This is a genomic window from Ensifer oleiphilus, from assembly GCF_013371465.1.
Classification (GTDB): domain Bacteria; phylum Pseudomonadota; class Alphaproteobacteria; order Rhizobiales; family Rhizobiaceae; genus Ensifer; species Ensifer oleiphilus.
The window spans coordinates 1370037-1385789 of record NZ_JABWDU010000001.1 but is presented as its reverse complement, the minus strand read 5'-3'; the positions used below and the strand labels follow the sequence as shown (position 1 = coordinate 1385789).

General features: G+C 62.2%; 14 protein-coding genes. 7 read left to right on the top strand and 7 right to left on the bottom strand.

What is annotated here, in order from left to right; genetic code table 11:
• Window positions 1-11 precede the first annotated feature (11 nt).
• From HT585_RS06630 to HT585_RS06610, 5 genes are all read right to left on the bottom strand, one after another.
• Complete coding sequence (locus tag HT585_RS06630; protein ID WP_176352115.1) at window positions 12-1475, bottom strand: GGDEF domain-containing protein; 1464 nt, start codon at window positions 1473-1475, stop codon at window positions 12-14.
• 130 nt (window positions 1476-1605) lie between these two features.
• Window positions 1606-2109 (bottom strand): GNAT family N-acetyltransferase, encoded by a 504-nt coding sequence (locus HT585_RS06625; RefSeq protein WP_176352114.1) that lies wholly within the window; start codon window positions 2107-2109, stop codon window positions 1606-1608.
• A gap of 102 nt (window positions 2110-2211) precedes the next feature.
• The gene (gene gatA, locus HT585_RS06620) at window positions 2212-3693 is read right to left on the bottom strand and encodes an Asp-tRNA(Asn)/Glu-tRNA(Gln) amidotransferase subunit GatA (protein WP_176352113.1); all 1482 of its coding nucleotides are present in this window, start codon (window positions 3691-3693) and stop codon (window positions 2212-2214) included.
• A 52-nt stretch (window positions 3694-3745) separates the two neighbouring features.
• Window positions 3746-4033: an Asp-tRNA(Asn)/Glu-tRNA(Gln) amidotransferase subunit GatC gene (gene gatC / locus HT585_RS06615; RefSeq protein ID WP_176352112.1), complete on the bottom strand. Its 288-nt coding sequence runs from the start codon at window positions 4031-4033 to the stop codon at window positions 3746-3748.
• Window positions 4034-4142: 109 nt separating this feature from the next.
• Complete coding sequence (locus HT585_RS06610) at window positions 4143-4847, bottom strand: metal-dependent hydrolase (protein WP_176352111.1); 705 nt, start codon at window positions 4845-4847, stop codon at window positions 4143-4145.
• A gap of 82 nt (window positions 4848-4929) precedes the next feature.
• Between HT585_RS06610 and ruvX the strand changes: the two genes are divergently transcribed.
• Window positions 4930-5418 (top strand): Holliday junction resolvase RuvX, encoded by a 489-nt coding sequence (gene ruvX / locus HT585_RS06605; RefSeq protein WP_176352110.1) that lies wholly within the window; start codon window positions 4930-4932, stop codon window positions 5416-5418.
• Here the strand turns inward: ruvX and HT585_RS06600 are convergent.
• A complete protein-coding gene (locus HT585_RS06600; RefSeq protein WP_176352109.1) occupies window positions 5361-5699 on the bottom strand; it encodes a DUF6105 family protein in 339 nt (112 codons plus the stop codon). The genes ruvX and HT585_RS06600 overlap by 58 nt on opposite strands.
• A 374-nt stretch (window positions 5700-6073) precedes the next feature.
• Between HT585_RS06600 and HT585_RS06595 the strand changes: the two genes are divergently transcribed.
• Window positions 6074-7009 carry an AEC family transporter gene (locus HT585_RS06595; RefSeq protein ID WP_176352108.1) on the top strand — a complete coding sequence of 312 codons (936 nt, stop codon included), beginning with the start codon at window positions 6074-6076 and terminating at the stop codon, window positions 7007-7009.
• On the opposite strand, the gene HT585_RS06590 is transcribed toward HT585_RS06595, so the two are convergent.
• On the bottom strand, window positions 6991-8643 hold the full coding sequence (locus HT585_RS06590) for an acyl-CoA dehydrogenase family protein (RefSeq protein ID WP_173419704.1): 1653 nt from the start codon (window positions 8641-8643) through the stop codon (window positions 6991-6993). The genes HT585_RS06595 and HT585_RS06590 overlap by 19 nt on opposite strands.
• Before the next feature lie 157 nt (window positions 8644-8800).
• On the opposite strand from HT585_RS06590, the gene HT585_RS06585 reads away from it, so the two are divergent.
• From HT585_RS06585 to topA, 5 genes are all read left to right on the top strand, one after another.
• The gene (locus HT585_RS06585; RefSeq protein WP_065787107.1) at window positions 8801-9742 is read left to right on the top strand and encodes an aspartate carbamoyltransferase catalytic subunit; all 942 of its coding nucleotides are present in this window, start codon (window positions 8801-8803) and stop codon (window positions 9740-9742) included.
• Entirely contained in the window at window positions 9739-11028 is a 1290-nt protein-coding gene (locus HT585_RS06580; protein ID WP_176352107.1) for a dihydroorotase, read from the top strand. Before HT585_RS06585 ends, HT585_RS06580 begins: the two co-directional genes overlap by 4 nt.
• Before the next feature lie 27 nt (window positions 11029-11055).
• Window positions 11056-11667 (top strand): glycerol-3-phosphate 1-O-acyltransferase PlsY, encoded by a 612-nt coding sequence (plsY, locus tag HT585_RS06575; protein WP_176352106.1) that lies wholly within the window; start codon window positions 11056-11058, stop codon window positions 11665-11667.
• Window positions 11667-12818 carry a DNA-processing protein DprA gene (gene dprA / locus HT585_RS06570; protein ID WP_176352105.1) on the top strand — a complete coding sequence of 384 codons (1152 nt, stop codon included), beginning with the start codon at window positions 11667-11669 and terminating at the stop codon, window positions 12816-12818. The genes plsY and dprA overlap by 1 nt, the downstream gene beginning before the upstream one ends.
• Before the next feature lie 266 nt (window positions 12819-13084).
• Complete coding sequence (gene topA / locus HT585_RS06565) at window positions 13085-15751, top strand: type I DNA topoisomerase (RefSeq protein ID WP_176352104.1); 2667 nt, start codon at window positions 13085-13087, stop codon at window positions 15749-15751.
• Window positions 15752-15753: the final 2 nt, after the last annotated feature.

Here is a 15753-nt window from a genome sequence, read left to right as displayed (position 1 = left end):
GAACGTCTGCCTTAGCGACCTGTCGTCCCGCCCGTTGCGGGGATGCCATTCGGGAAGGCGCGGATACGGTCGCGCCCGTCCGACTTGGCTGCATAGAGCGCCTTGTCCGCCTGCGACAGCAGCGCCTCGAGGCCAGAGCCTGCCGGCGACAGTTGAGCAATACCGATGCTGGCCGTTGCCAAGAGCTTCTCGCCGTTTTCAAGATCGATGCTGAGTGCACGGACTGAAGTCAAGATCCGCTCTGCGACGCGGGCAGCGTCGGCTGGCGTCTGCCGGACGAGAAGGATAGCAAACTCTTCGCCGCCAAGCCTGCCGATGAGATCGTCGGAACGGAGCGCGAGCCGCATCGTCAATGCGACGGCCTGCAACACACGGTCGCCTGCCGCATGGCCGTGCGTATCGTTGATGGCCTTGAAACGGTCGATATCCAGCATCATCGCAAAAATCGGGCCTTTACGCTGCTCTGCCTCGATCAGGGCCGATGAGCGCGCCATAAACGTTGCACGGGCCAGACACTGTGTCAGGAAGTCATAGTCGACCGCGTGGGAGAGCCTGGCGATCAGGTTTCGGCGCGCCGCATCGATGCTTGCCACCGTCAAAGGTCCAAGCGCCAGAAGCGTGATGCCGAGCCGCGTCGAAGTCAGCGTTGCGTCGGCAAGACGATCGACCCCAAGATGCAGAATGCCCGAGGCAACAGCGACCTGGGCCAGCATGCCGACGATTGCCATCAGCACGGCCACCGCAAACAGACGGTAGTCCAGCGCGCACCAGAGCAAGGACGGCACCGGAAACGCCACTGCGCCCGGCCCGCCAATGAGCAGAGCCGCGACACAGGACAAGACCAGCGAGATGATCGGCCATGGATTGACGCCTGCAGCCGCCGTCGCTTTCGCAACCGGCGCCGCCTGAACTCTATCGCCAGGCAGAGGCATCGCCAGGAAAACCGGCAGTATCACCACGTAGTTGACCAGTTCCGTCGTCAACCACCCGACAAATGCGCGCGAGATTGGCTCGCCAAAATAGTACGTCACCGCGATCGAACCGAGGCTCGATGCACCAACGCCCGCCAAGACAGAGATCGAGAACATGTAGAGCACGGCAAGGGGCCTGCGTAGATGGCGATGCTCTTTGGGCAGACGCATGAACAGGATATAGCCGACGACGACGCCGAGGAGGTTGGCGGCATTCAGGGCAATTGCCGCACCGAAGCTCGAGCCCGTCAACAGGTCTGCAAGGACATAGGCCATGGCCGCGGACAACCAGCCCGCCGGCGAAGCCAGCGATGGATGACGGACCAACAGACCAAGCAGGATCGCATTGGCTGGCCATACCGAAGCGAGCATACCGAAGGGGCGACTGAAAATCCCGAGCATGCAGGCGGCAAAGACCGTCAGGCCAAGTCCGACTATCCACAGCAGTTGAAACGATGATCTGGGAAACGCCGATTGCTCGATGGCATTTTCGAATGTCTGCAACGAACGTCCCCTGCGCCGCCACGTAATTTCAATACCCCTAATATTTCATGGGTCGAATGAACGAGACGTGAATGTCCACGGACAAGTTGTCGGCAATAGGGAACCGCTCCGAAATATCATGCTTTGTCGGCTAGCGACCGTAGAGGACGGGATCTGCAACGACAAACTGCTTGCTCAGCCCAATGAACTCGACATCACGGTCGAGCTTCGGCGCATAGGCGGTCGACAGCCAGCTGACCCCATAGCCGTGTTTTCGGAAAAAGCCGATGGCCCCAGCGTTCTGGGCATGTGTCTTGGCTTTCGCCGTCTCGAAGCCGTCGTTCGAAATGCGAAGCTCGATGTCGGCGAGCAAACGACCGCCGAGGCCCTGCGCCTGGACATCCGGATCGATCCAGAGGTCGGAGATAATCTCGTCGAAGTTCTCACGGGCAGCCCAGCCACGTGGTCTGCCATCGACCTCGATCAACGACACGGAGAGCCAGTTCTTGGTGAGAAAGTCCGCAAAGGCGTTTTCCGCCAGACGCCTCATCGAAGCGATATCGACAAGGCCGTTGACCGCCCCTTCCCAGGCGCGCAGGCCAATCGCGGTCAGGGCATCGACCTCATCCTGACGTGCATGACGGATCAAAGGCATGGCGCGGCTCCCTTCTCCGCGTCACTTAACCACGCCGCTGACTGAGAGACCAGTCCCGGCGATTGCGACGCAGCACGCTTGCCGTGCTGCGTCCTCAGCGCGTTACCACCATTTGGTCGGCGTGAAACGACCGGCCGCCTGTTCGATGACATGGGCGGTCTTGAAGAGGGTCTCTTCCTCGAACGGCTTGCCGATCAGCTGCAGACCAAGAGGCAGACCCTTGTGGTCGACGCCGCCGGGAACGGCGATCCCCGGCAGGCCGGCCATGTTGACCGTAACCGTGAAGATGTCGTTGAGGTACATCTTGACCGGATCGGATGCAAGATCCTCGTCGGCGATACCAAAGGCCGAAGACGGGGTGGCAGGCGTCAGGATCGCGTCGACGCCCGCATGGAAGGCCAGTTCGAAGTCGCGCTTGATCAGCGTGCGAACCTTCTGGGCGCGCAGGTAGTAGGCGTCATAGTAGCCGGCGGAAAGCACGTAGGTGCCGATCATGATGCGGCGCTTGACCTCCTGGCCGAAGCCGGCGGCACGGGTCTTTTCGTACATGTCGACGATATCCTTGCCGTCGACGCGCAGGCCGTAGCGGACGCCGTCGTAGCGGGCAAGGTTCGATGATGCTTCGGCCGGGGCGACGATGTAATAGGCCGGCAGCGCGTATTTGGTGTGCGGCAGCGTGATGTCGACGATCTCGGCACCGGCGTCCTTCAGCCAGGCGATGCCCTGCTGCCAGAGCGACTCGATCTCTTCCGGCATGCCCTCGACGCGGTATTCGCGGGGAATGCCGATCTTCATACCCTTGATCGACTGGCCGATCGAGGCTTCGTAGTTCGGCACCGGCAGATCGACGGAAGTGGTGTCCTTGGCGTCGACGCTTGCCATCGACTCCAGAAGGATCGCGGCGTCGCGCACGTCGCGGGCGATCGGCCCGGCCTGGTCCAGCGACGACGCGAAGGCGACGACGCCCCAACGCGAGCAGCGGCCGTAGGTCGGCTTTATGCCGACGGTGCCGGTAAAGGCAGCCGGCTGGCGGATGGAGCCACCGGTGTCGGTTGCCGTGGCACCGGCGCACAGATGCGCCGCCACGGCCGCGGCCGAACCGCCGGACGAGCCACCCGGGACCAGGTCGAGGTTGGAGCCCTTGGCGCGCCAGGGGTTCTTCACGGCACCGTAGTAGGAGGTCTCGTTGGAGGAGCCCATGGCGAACTCGTCCATGTTGAGCTTGCCGAGCATCACGGCACCATCGTTCCAGAGGTTCTGGGTGACGGTCGATTCGTAGCGCGGGGCGAAACCATCGAGAATATGGCTGCAGGCCTGCGTGTGCACACCTTCGGTACCGAAGAGATCCTTGATCCCGAGCGGAATGCCTTCGAGCGCGCCAGCCTTGCCGGCGGCAATGCGCGCATCCGAAGCCTTGGCCATTTCGCGCGCCTTGTCCGGCGTGACGGCGATATAGGCGTTGATCGCTTCGTTGGCGCTATCGATCGCCGCGATATAGGCGTCGGTCAGTTCAACGGCGGTGATTTCCTTGCCGGCAAGCTTGGTGCGGGCTTCGGCGATCGTCAGGCTGGTGAGTTCGGTCATGGTGAAATCGGGCTTTCGCAAATCGGGTACGTCGGGGCGGCGGACGGTCGGATTATTCGACGACCTTCGGCACGAGGAAGAAGTTGCGATCGGTATTGGGAGCATTGGCGACGATATCGTCGGCCTTGCTGCCATCGGACACGACGTCCATCCGCTTCTTCATCTCCATCGGCGTCACCGACGTCATCGGCTCGACGCCATCGACATTCACTTCCGAGAGTTGCTCGACGAAACCAAGGATGCCATTGATTTCGCCCACCATCCGCGTGGCTTCATCTTCACTGACGGCGATGCGGGCGAGGCGCGCGACGCGCTTCACGGTGGCAAGGTCTACGGACATGGTCGTCTCCGGTCTCTGGAACTTTCCCCCGCTATAATGGTGCGCGGCGAGGCGCGCAACGGGGGAATCGCCCTATCGCGCGCCTGTGGCAGTGCTGGCGCCTTCGCCGTCAGACCGTCACGATGCCACCGACGGCCGGCGTCGCGACCTTGGTCGAGGCGCTGTCCATGCCGACGACGAAGTTTTCCGGGGTCTGATCGATGATCGGGAAGGATCCGTAGTGGCAGGGAATGGCCGTCGAGAACTTGAAATATCGCTGGCAGGCGAGCGCCGCGACGGCACCGCCCATGGTGAAACGGTCGCCGATCGGAACGAGGCCGATCTCGGGCTGGTGCAGCTCCTCGATCAGCGCCATGTCCGAGAAGATGTCGGTGTCGCCCATATGATAGAGCGTCGGCTCATCCTCGAAATGCAGGACGAGGCCGTTGGCACTGCCGAGCGAATGGGAAACGCCATCCTCGGTAATCTGCGCCGAGGAATGCAGCGCATTGACAAAAGTCGCGGAAAAACCGGCGAGATGGATCGTGCCGCCGGTGTTTCCGGGTTCCATCACTGAGACACCCTGGCGAGCGAGCCACATGCAGAGATCGAAATTGGCGACGACCACCGCTCCCGTTTCCTTGGCGATGGCGACGGTGTCGCCGACATGGTCGCCGTGACCATGCGTCAGCAAAATGTGCGTCAGCCCCGAGGTCACGTCCTTGCGCTCGCTGTCGAGGAATGCCGGATTGCCGGTAAAGAAGGGATCGATCAGGATCTTCGACGTTGCCGTTTCGATATGAAAGGCGGAGTGGCCGAGCCATTTGATCTTCATGACATTCTCCCAGATGATTTGTGTGTTGATCCAGCTATATGGAACGAAGCGAACCCCTGCAAAGATCGAATCGGCAAACCAAATGACAATTCTGACCATCGAAGAGCTGGCGAGCCAGCTTCAGCCCAACCAGGCGATCGCCGGCCTCGATCTCGGCACAAAGACGATCGGCATCTCGGTGTCCGATCTTGGGCGCCGGATCGCGACGCCGCGCGAGGTGATCAAGCGGGTGAAGTTCGGCATCGATGCGGTGACGCTTCTGGCGGTGGCCGAGAAGGAACGGATTTCGGCCTTCGTGATCGGCCTGCCGGTCAACATGGACGGCAGCGAAGGCCCCAGGTGCCAGGCGACCCGCGCTTTTGTGCGCAACATGGTCGAGAAGACGCCCCTACCCTTCGTCTACTGGGATGAGCGACTGTCGACGGTTGCGGCCGAGCGGGTACTGATCGAGATGGACGTATCCCGCAAGAAGCGGGCCGAGCGCATCGACTCGGCTGCCGCATCCTTCATCCTTCAGGGCGCGCTGGACAGGCTGGCGTCGCTTGCAAGGGATGGCGCCTCGGCCGACTGAGCGGCACCGAAGCGGCGGCGGTACCAGGCTGCAAGCTCGCGGCGCTTGCGGTAGGCAATGATGCCGAGAACGATGAAGCTGTCGACAATGATGGCGCGCGCAACGAGCGGCGGAATGCTTTCGGGGGGAATGCCAAGCACGTTGCCATAGATCTGGAAGACCAGGTCATGGGTCTGGCGCGTCAGCATGAAGAAGCCGAAGCTCATGTCATAATAGGAAAGGCCGTACCAGCCGGCCAAAAGCATGACAGGGCATGCCCACAGGATCAGAAACCACTTCATGCGGCCCCCCTTTCCGATAGGCGCCGATACAGCAATGGATAGAGTGCGCGATCTGCCAATACAAAGACGAGCAGAACCGCCGCAGGGACCACGATATCGAGCGCCAGTCCGGCGAAAAACATCATCATGATGATCAAAAGACCAGTTCGCACCGAACCGCTCCATTCCGGATTTCATTGCGTTACCCAGCCACTGTCCACGCTCGGCCCCGATCGCGCAACGTAAACCATTTGTTAAGGTTAATTTTCACAGGCTCGCCCTGGAGACGCCCCAGGCGGCAAGGCCGAGAAGGTGCTGCACCGATTTCATCCGAAATCGATTCCGGTTCGAAGGTTTATGCAGTAACGGTGGGCCCTCTCCCGCACGGGCCTGTCATGTTCATCGTCTTTGAAAGCATCCTTCCCATCTTCCTTCTGGTGCTGCTCGGCGCATGGCTGAAGCGCACGACGCTGGTCGACCAGAACCTCTGGCTGGGCCTCGAACAGTTCGGCTACTACATTCTCTTCCCCTCTCTGTTGTTTTCCACGCTGGCCCAGGCCGATTTTTCCGGCTTGAAGGCAGACGCTACGGCCATCGCCACGATCGGCAGTGTCAGCCTGATGTCGGTCTTCGTGCTTCTCCTCTGGCCGCTGTTTCGCAACAGAGAGGTTTCGGGCGCCTCCTTCACCTCGGTCTTCCAGACGGCCACACGCTGGAACGGCTTCATGGCACTGGCGATTGCACAAAAACTCTATGGGCCGATCGGGCTGACGCTGACGGCACTGGTGATGACGCTCGTGATCATCCCGATCAATCTTTACAACGTCGGCGTGCTGGTTTGGTTCGGGGGCGGCAACCGGGATTTCCGGCGTTTCTTTGCCAAGATCGTCACCAATCCGTTAATCGTCGCATCGGTATTCGGGATACTGTTCAACCTAGCCGGCATAAAGGTTTATGGGCCGGTGATGACAACCATCGACATGCTCGCGAGCGCCTCGCTCAGCCTCGGGCTGGTGATGGTCGGCGCCGGATTGCGCGTATCCGATGCTCTAAAGCCGAGCGGGTCGGCGTTGCTCGCCGTCGTCCTGAAGCTGATTGTCATGCCGGTGTTCATGGTCGGCGCCAGCTTCCTGCTCGGGATTCGCGGCGATGCGCTTTGCGTCATTGCGCTCGGCGCGGCTGTACCGACCGCGATGAACGGCTATCTTCTGGCAAAGCAAATGGGTGGCGACGCCGAGCTCTATGCGGCGGTGGCGACGGTCCAGACCGTCGTCTCCTTCTTCACGATACCGCTGGTGCTTTCCGTGACGGCTTACGTGGCAGCCGGGTAAAGCAGGTCGAGGATGTAGGCCGAATCGAAGCGCGAATCGAGCATGCCGTAGGTCGACCGCCAGCCGGCGGCAAGGCGCGATTCGAGGAAGGCATCGGCGATGCGGCCGGCACCGAGGCGATAGAGTTCTGCCGCTGCAGCAGCCAGAGCCAGTTGTTCGACCAGCATGCGGGCTGCCCCTTCGTCGCGCTCGCAGAGCGACATCGCCGCACGCAGCACGTCGATGGTCTTGCGGCCGGCGGGCCCGAGGTCGCGGCTCAGCACCGCAAACAGTTGTTCGAAGAGATCCTTGCGCTTCAGCAGCACGCGCAGGACATCCAGCGCCATGACGTTGCCGGAACCTTCCCAAATAGCATTGACGGGCGCCTCGCGATAATGCCGCGCCAGCGCCCGCTCTTCGACGTAGCCATTGCCGCCGAGGCATTCCATTGCCTCGTAGATCAGTGCGGGAGCGATCTTGCAGCACCAGTATTTCGCAACCGGAGTCATGATGCGGGCGTAGGCCGCCTCTTCGGCACTGGCGTGAGCCTTGTCGAAGGCATCCGCAAGGCGGAACGAAAGGGCACTGGCAGCAGCAACGTCGAGCGCCATGTCGGCGAGAACCCGGGTCATCATCGGCTGGCTGACGAGCGGCTTGCCGAAGACCTTGCGGCCACGCGTATGGTGGACGGCTTCGGCGAGCGAGGCCCGCATGATGCCGGCGGAGGCCAGGGCGCAGTCGAGACGCGTCAACGTCACCATGTCGAGAATGGTGCGAATGCCCGCATCGGGCGCGCCGAGCACGAAGCCGAACGTATCGGAAAACTCGACTTCGGCGGATGCGTTGGAGCGGTTGCCGAGCTTGTCCTTCAGACGCTGGAAGCGCAGGCCGTTGGCGGCACCGTCTTCAAGCAGCCGCGGCACGAGGAAGCAGCCGAGGCCGTCACGGGTCTGGGCCAGCATGACGAAGGCATCGCTCATCGGCGCCGACATGAACCACTTGTGGCCGTTGAGGCGATAGATGCCCTCGCCCACGCGCTCGGCGGTCGAGGTGTTGGCGCGCACGTCGGTGCCGCCCTGCTTTTCCGTCATGCCCATGCCGACGGTGACGGCGGATTTCTGCATCCACGGTTTGTTCGACGAATCGTATTTGCGCGACAGGATTTTAGGCGCCCACTCCTTCTGGACTGCCGGCGACGCAGTGATCGCGGCAAGCGATGCGCTCGTCATCGTCAGCGGGCAGAGATGGCCGCATTCCAACTGCGCCGTCAGGTAGAAGCGGATCGCCCTGGTCTTGTGCGACTGGTTGCGCTCGTCGGGCAGGTTTTCCCAGGCTGATGCGTGCAGGCCCGATGTCATGGATCGCCGCATCAGGGCATGCCAGGCCGGATGGAACTCGACGACGTCGAGGCGCTCGCCGCGCGGTCCGTGCGTCTTCAGCTTCGGCGCGCCTTCATTGGCCATGCGCGCCAGTTCCTGCGCCTCAGGCGACGTCACGTAACGCCCAAGCGTATCGAACTCGTCGCGCAGCGCTTTCGTCATGCCCGAGGTGATGTCCACGACCAGCGGATCGGAACGATAGGCATTGATGCCGGACCAGGGCTTGGGCTGGTTCAGCTCGGCGAGTTTCTGTTCGGTCCGGTTCATCTGATTCATGGGCCGGTTCTAGCGCAAGTTTGCCGACCACGAAACGGGGCCAGGGAAAGATAGGATGCCGCACCCAAGTTTTCTGCGGAAGGGCTTGCGCACCGCTTGCCGTGCCGGGGGTCACGTCTTATAGAGCGAGCCATATTCCAGAGCGCAAGGGCGGCCCATGACCACTTTCCCGCATCGCCACCTGCTCGGCATCAAAGGTCTTACGGAGCAGGATATCACCTACCTGCTCGATCGCGCCGATGAAGCCGTCAAGATCTCCCGTCAGAGAGAGAAGAAGACGTCCACCCTTCGTGGACTGACGCAGATCAATCTCTTCTTCGAAGCCTCGACCAGGACGCAATCCTCCTTCGAACTTGCCGGCAAACGGCTTGGCGCCGACGTGATGAACATGTCGGTCGGCAACTCCTCGGTGAAGAAGGGCGAAACGCTGATCGATACGGCGATGACGCTGAATGCCATGCACCCCGACGTGTTGGTCGTGCGCCACTCGTCTGCGGGTGCCGCTGCCCTTCTGGCGCAGAAGGTGTCCTGCTCGGTGGTCAATGCCGGCGACGGCCAGCACGAACACCCGACCCAGGCGCTGCTCGATGCACTGACGATCCGCCGCATCAAGGGCAAACTCTCGCGCATCATCGTGGCGATCTGCGGCGACGTGCTGCATTCGCGCGTCGCCCGTTCCAACATCCTTCTTCTCAACCAGATGGGCGCACGGGTGCGCGTCGTTGCCCCGGCGACCCTGCTGCCGTCGGGCATCGCCGACATGGGCGTCGAGGTCTACCACTCGATGGCCGAAGGGCTGAAGGATGCCGACGTGGTGATGATGCTGCGCCTGCAGCGCGAGCGCATGGCCGGCTCCTTCGTGCCGTCGGTGCGCGAATACTTCCACTATTACGGCCTCGATGCCGAAAAGCTGAAAGCCGCCAAGGACGATGCGCTCGTTATGCATCCTGGCCCCATGAACCGGGGCGTCGAAATCGCGTCGGAAATCGCCGACGGGCCGCAGAGCGTCATCGAGCAGCAGGTCGAAATGGGTGTCGCCGTGCGCATGGCGGTGATGGAAACGCTTCTTCTTTCGCAGAACCAGGGGCCGCGCGTATGACCAGACCGCTCGTTCTTAGAAACCTTCGCATCGTCGATCCGTCCCGCAACCTTGATGAAACCGGCACGATCATCGTCGGCGACGACGGCCGCATCCTCGCCGCCGGCAAGGATGCCCACAACCAGGGCACGCCTGATGGCGCCTTCGTCAAGGACTGCGATGGACTGACGGCCGTCCCCGGCCTCGTCGACGCGCGCGTCTTCGTCGGCGAACCAGGCGCCGAACACCGCGAAACGATCGAATCGGCCTCGCGTGCGGCGGCTGTCGGTGGCGTCACGTCCTTCATCTCGATGCCCGATACCGATCCTGTGATCGACGACATCGCGCTGGTCGAGTTCATGCAGAAGACGGCACGCGACAAGGCGATCGTCAATGTCTATCCGGCTGCAGCGATGACCAAGGGCCTTGCCGGCGAAGAGATGACGGAGTTCGGCCTCCTGCGCGAGGTAGGGGCGGTCTGCTTCACCAACGGACGCCGTGCGATCCACGACACGCTGATGCTGCGCCGGGCAATGACCTATGCCCGCGAATTCGGCGCTGTCATCGCGCTCGAAACGCGCGACAAGTATCTCGGCAACGGCGTGATGAACGAAGGTCTGCTTGCAAGCTGGCTCGGCCTTGCCGGCGTGCCGCGCGAGGCGGAAATCATCCCGCTCGAGCGCGACCTGCGGATCGCCGGCCTCACCAAGGCTGCCTACCACGCCGCCAAGATCTCGGTTCCCGAATCGGCCGAAGCCGTCCTGACCGCCCGCAACCGCGGCGCCAACGTCAGCTGCGGCATCTCGATCAACCATCTGACGCTCAACGAGAACGACATCGGCGAGTACCGGACGTTCTTCAAGCTCTCGCCGCCCCTGCGCCGCGAGGACGATCGCGTCGCAATGGTGGACGCCCTTGCCAACGGTACCATCGACATCATCGTTTCCTCGCATGATCCGCAGGACGTCGACACCAAGCGCCTGCCGTTCTCCGATGCGGAAAACGGCGCGATCGGCCTTGAGACCATGCTGGCTGCAGCACTGCGCCTGCACAACAGCGGCCAGGTTTCGCTGATGCGGCTCATCGATGCGATGTCGACACGTCCAGCCAAGATCTTCGGGTTGGATGCCGGCACGCTGAAGCCGGGCGCCAAGGCCGACATCACGGTCATTGATCTCGAAGAGCCGTGGGTCCTCTACAAGGAAGCAATTGTTTCGCGATCGAAGAACACGCCATTCGAAAATGCACGCTTTACCGGCCGGGTTGTGCAAACCTATGTTGCCGGCAAGCTTGTGCATTCGGCATAGGCGACAGCGGTCGCGCGGGAGGTTTCGGTGGATCTTTTCTCCTGGCAGCTCGGGCTGCCCTCAACAGCCCTGAGCCTCGCCTTCGGCTACCTGCTCGGCTCGATCCCCTTCGGGCTGATCCTGACGCGCATGGCCGGCCTTGGTGACGTTCGCAAGATCGGCTCGGGTAACATCGGCGCGACCAACGTTCTGCGCACCGGCAACAAGAAGCTTGCCGCTGCAACCCTGCTACTTGACGCCTTGAAAGGCACGGCCGCCGCCGCGATCGCGTCGCTTTGGGGCGTGGAAGCCGGCATCGCTGCAGGCCTTGCTGCCTTCCTAGGCCACCTCTACCCGGTCTGGCTCGGCTTCAAGGGCGGCAAGGGCGTCGCCACCTATATCGGCGTACTGCTCGGCCTTGTGCCTTGGGTGGTTCTCGTGTTTGCGGCGATCTGGCTGGCGATGGCCAAGATCAGTCGCTACTCCTCGCTCTCTGCCCTGGTTGCAACCGCGGTCATTCCGGTTGTACTCTATCTGACAGGACACGAGAAAGTCGCTCTGCTGTTTGCGGTCATGACCCTGATCACCTGGGTAAAACATCGCGCCAACATCAAGCGGCTGCTTGCAGGCACCGAGAGCAGGATCGGAGACAAGGGATAATGTTGGACGTCAGTGCAAAGCGAACTGGAGTTGCACTGACCGAACGACAGAAAATTTCCTGGCTGCGGCTGATCCGCAGCGACAATGTCGGCCCCGTAACCTTCCGCGATCTCATCAATCATTTCGGCACTGCCGAGGCGGCACTTGATGCCCTGCCCGAACTCTCGCGGCGCGGCGCCGGAGCGCGGACATTCCGTGTCGCAACAACAGCCGAAGCAGAGCGCGAACTCGAAATCGCCCACCGGCTCAACGCAACCTTCATTGGCATAGGCGAACCGAACTACCCCTTTGCCCTCCGCCAGATCGATGGCGCCCCACCTCTTATCGCCGTCAAAGGCGACCTCAACGCCGCGATGCGCCCTTCCCTCGGCGTCGTCGGCTCGCGTAACGCCTCGGCCAGCGGCGCCAAGTTCGCAGCGATGATCGCGCGTGACGCCGGATGCGCCGGCTACGTGATCACATCAGGGCTGGCACGCGGCATCGACACCTCTGCGCATAGGGCGAGCCTTGAGAGTGGAACGATCGCCGTGCTTGCCGGCGGTATCGACCGGCCGTATCCGCCAGAGAATGTCGGGCTGCTCCACGACATCATGGCGGGCTCGGGCCTGGCGGTCAGCGAGATGCCGTTCGGCTGGGAGCCGCGGGCCCGCGACTTCCCGCGGCGCAACCGCTTGATCGCCGGCATCAGTCTTGGGGTTGCGATCGTCGAGGCCGCCAACCGCTCGGGCTCGCTGATCACCGCGCGCTATGCCGCCGACTTCGGCCGCCTGGTGTTTGCCGTTCCTGGATCGCCGCTCGACCCGCGCTGCCACGGCACCAACGACCTTCTCAAACAGGGTGCGATCGTCACGACCACATCGGATGATGTTCTCGATGGCCTTGCACCTCTCAGCCAGCACACCCTGCCCTTCCCGGCAGGGGCCGGAGAGCCGGCGCATGAGATGCCTTCGGTCCAGCCGCCGCGGCTCGGCGACGGCGACCGCGCGACCATTACCGATGCGCTGGGCCCGACACCTGTCGAAATCGACGACGTCATCCGCCACACCGGGCTGCCCGCGGCCGAAGTCTACCTCGCTCTGATCGAGCTTGACCTCGCCGGACGCCTCAACCGCCATCCATCGGGGCTCGTGTCGCTCAGCATCGAGCAATAAAACTTCTCGATTGCGCACGATTCTGTCGGTGACCGGCGACACGAAAGTACATTCGCAGATACGAAGAAAACGCGACGGGCTCAACCAAGGAGAGATGAAGTTGCACACTCTCGCTGTGGATGCATATCGCCGCCCGGGCGCTATTTTGAATGAAACCCCTTGACCGCGCTCGAATCCCTGTCCATTTCGGGGCATCGATATTCGGCGACGCTCGGTGCGAACAGTGCTGACGCAGGACCAAACCCGGTTGTCTCAGAAAAATGACTATGAATGTTGTAGTGGTGGAATCGCCTTCGAAGGCAAAGACGATCAACAAGTACCTCGGCCCCGGCTACAAGGTTCTTGCATCGTTCGGCCATGTGCGGGACCTGCCTGCCAAGGACGGCTCGGTCCGTCCTGACGAAGATTTTGAGATGTCCTGGGAGGTTGACGCCGCGTCAGCCAAACGCATGAAGGATATTGCCGATGCCGTGAAGGAATCGGACGGCCTCATTCTTGCGACCGACCCGGATCGCGAAGGTGAAGCGATTTCCTGGCATGTGCTCGATCTTCTGCGCAAGAAGAAGGTGCTCGGCGACAAGCCGGTCAAGCGGGTGGCTTTCAACGCCATTACCAAGAAGGCCGTGCTCGACGCAATTGCCCATCCGCGCGAACTCGACATCCCGCTCGTCGATGCCTATCTGGCACGCCGCGCTCTCGACTATCTCGTCGGCTTCAACCTGTCACCGGTGCTGTGGCGCAAGCTGCCCGGCGCGCGGTCTGCGGGCCGCGTCCAGTCGGTGACGCTGCGACTCGTCTGCGATCGCGAATCGGAAATCGAACGGTTCATCTCCGAAGAATACTGGAATCTCTCGGCGCTTCTGAAGACGCCGCGCGGCGATGAGTTCGAGGCACGCCTCGTTTCGGCAGACGGAAAGCGTCTGGCACCGCGCGCGGTCGGCAACGGCGAAGAAGCCAACCGGCTGAAGACCCTGCTCGACGGCGCGACCTATGTCGTCGACAGCATCGAGGCAAAGCCGGTCAAGCGGAACCCCTCGCCGCCGTTCACCACATCGACCCTGCAGCAGGCCGCCTCTTCGAAGCTCGGCTTCTCCGCCTCGCGCACAATGCAGGTGGCACAGAAGCTCTATGAAGGCGTTGATATCGGCGGCGAGACTGTCGGTCTCATTACCTATATGCGTACCGACGGCGTGCAGATGGCGCCGGAATCGATCGAAGCCGCCCGTGAGGCGATCGGAAGCCAGTTCGGCAACCGCTACCTGCCGGAAAAGCCCCGCTTCTATTCCACCAAGGCGAAAAACGCCCAGGAAGCGCACGAGGCCATTCGCCCGACCGACTTCAACCGGACGCCGGACCAGGTTCGCCGCTTCCTCGACGGCGACATGCTGAAGCTTTATGACCTGGTCTGGAAGCGCGGCATCGCCAGCCAGATGGCATCCGCCGAGATCGAACGCACCACCGCCGAGATCACTGCTGACAACGCCGGCAACAAGGCCGGCCTGCGTGCAACCGGCTCTGTCATCCGTTTCGACGGCTTCATTGCAGCCTATACCGATGCCAAGGAAGACGGCGAACAGACCGACGACGGCGACGAAGACGGCCGCCTCCCGGAGATCAATGCCCGCGAAAGCCTGGCAAAGCAGAAGATCAATGCCTCGCAGCATTTCACCGAGCCGCCGCCACGCTACTCGGAAGCAACGCTGATCAAGAAGATGGAAGAACTCGGCATCGGCCGTCCGTCCACCTATGCGGCGACGGTGACGACGCTTCTCGATCGCGACTACATCACCAATGACAAGCGCAAGCTCGTGCCCCAGGCCAAGGGACGGCTCGTCACAGCGTTTCTGGAAAGCTTCTTCACTCGCTATGTCGGCTACGACTTCACCGCGTCTCTCGAAGAGAAGCTCGACCAGGTTTCGGCCGGCGAGGTCAACTGGAAGGACGTTCTTCGCGACTTCTGGAAGGATTTCTTCGCCCAGATCGAGGAAACCAAGGAACTGCGCGTTACCAACGTGCTCGACGCGCTGAACGAGGAACTGGCACCGCTTGTCTTCCCCAAGCGCGAAGACGGCAGCGACCCGCGCATCTGCCAGGTTTGCGGCACAGGCAAACTGTCGCTGAAGCTCGGCAAGTACGGCGCCTTCGTCGGCTGCTCGAACTATCCAGAGTGCAACTTCACCCGCCAGCTTTCCTCCGACGGCAACAGCGACGCCGAGGCTTCGGTGTCGAACGAACCGCAGGCACTCGGCAAGGATCCGCACACCGGCGAGGAAATCACTCTGCGCAGCGGCCGGTTTGGCCCCTATGTCCAGCGCGGCGACGGCAAGGAAGCCAAGCGCTCGAGCCTGCCCAAGGGCTGGACGCCCTCCACCATCGACCACGAGAAGGCCGTCGCGCTGCTTTCGCTCCCGCGCGATATCGGCCCGCACCCCGAGACCGGCAAGATGATCTCGTCCGGCCTTGGCCGCTACGGACCCTTCGTGCTGCATGACGGCACCTACGCAAACGTCGAATCGATCGAAGACGTGTTTTCGATCGGTCTGAACCGCGCCGTCTCGGTGATTGCCGACAAGCAATCCAAGACAGGCGGTCGAGGCCGCGCCGCCGCGGTCGCTCTCAAAGAGCTTGGCGAGCACGCAGAAGGTGGTGCCATCACCGTTCGTGACGGCCGCTATGGACCCTATGTCAACTGGGGCAAGATCAACGCGACCTTGCCACAGGGCAAGGATCCGCAGTCGGTGACCGTCGAGGAAGCTCTCGCACTTATCACCGAGCGCGCCGCCAAGAGCGGTACCGGCAAGGGCAAGGCGACGAAGGCAAAGACGACGAAGTCCTCCAAGGCGGCGACTGACGGCGCAGCCAAGAAGACGACCAAGGCCAAGGCGCCTGCCAAGACAAAACCAAAGACGGCCGCGAAGGCCAAGAAGGACTGACC

Bases quoted from the DNA above. Each gene is read 5' to 3' on its own strand.
- HT585_RS06625 (WP_176352114.1), bottom strand. From the start codon at position 2,109: ATGCCTTTGATCCGTCATGCACGTCAGGATGAGGTCGATGCCCTGACC.
- gatA (WP_176352113.1), bottom strand. From the start codon at position 3,693: ATGACCGAACTCACCAGCCTGACGATCGCCGAAGCCCGCACCAAGCTT.
- gatC (WP_176352112.1), bottom strand. From the start codon at position 4,033: ATGTCCGTAGACCTTGCCACCGTGAAGCGCGTCGCGCGCCTCGCCCGC.
- HT585_RS06610 (WP_176352111.1), bottom strand. From the start codon at position 4,847: ATGAAGATCAAATGGCTCGGCCACTCCGCCTTTCATATCGAAACGGCA.
- ruvX (WP_176352110.1), top strand. From the start codon at position 4,930: ATGACAATTCTGACCATCGAAGAGCTGGCGAGCCAGCTTCAGCCCAAC.
- HT585_RS06600 (WP_176352109.1), bottom strand. From the start codon at position 5,699: ATGAAGTGGTTTCTGATCCTGTGGGCATGCCCTGTCATGCTTTTGGCC.
- HT585_RS06595 (WP_176352108.1), top strand. From the start codon at position 6,074: ATGTTCATCGTCTTTGAAAGCATCCTTCCCATCTTCCTTCTGGTGCTG.
- HT585_RS06590 (WP_173419704.1), bottom strand. From the start codon at position 8,643: ATGAATCAGATGAACCGGACCGAACAGAAACTCGCCGAGCTGAACCAG.
- HT585_RS06585 (WP_065787107.1), top strand. From the start codon at position 8,801: ATGACCACTTTCCCGCATCGCCACCTGCTCGGCATCAAAGGTCTTACG.
- HT585_RS06580 (WP_176352107.1), top strand. From the start codon at position 9,739: ATGACCAGACCGCTCGTTCTTAGAAACCTTCGCATCGTCGATCCGTCC.
- dprA (WP_176352105.1), top strand. From the start codon at position 11,667: ATGTTGGACGTCAGTGCAAAGCGAACTGGAGTTGCACTGACCGAACGA.
- topA (WP_176352104.1), top strand. From the start codon at position 13,085: ATGAATGTTGTAGTGGTGGAATCGCCTTCGAAGGCAAAGACGATCAAC.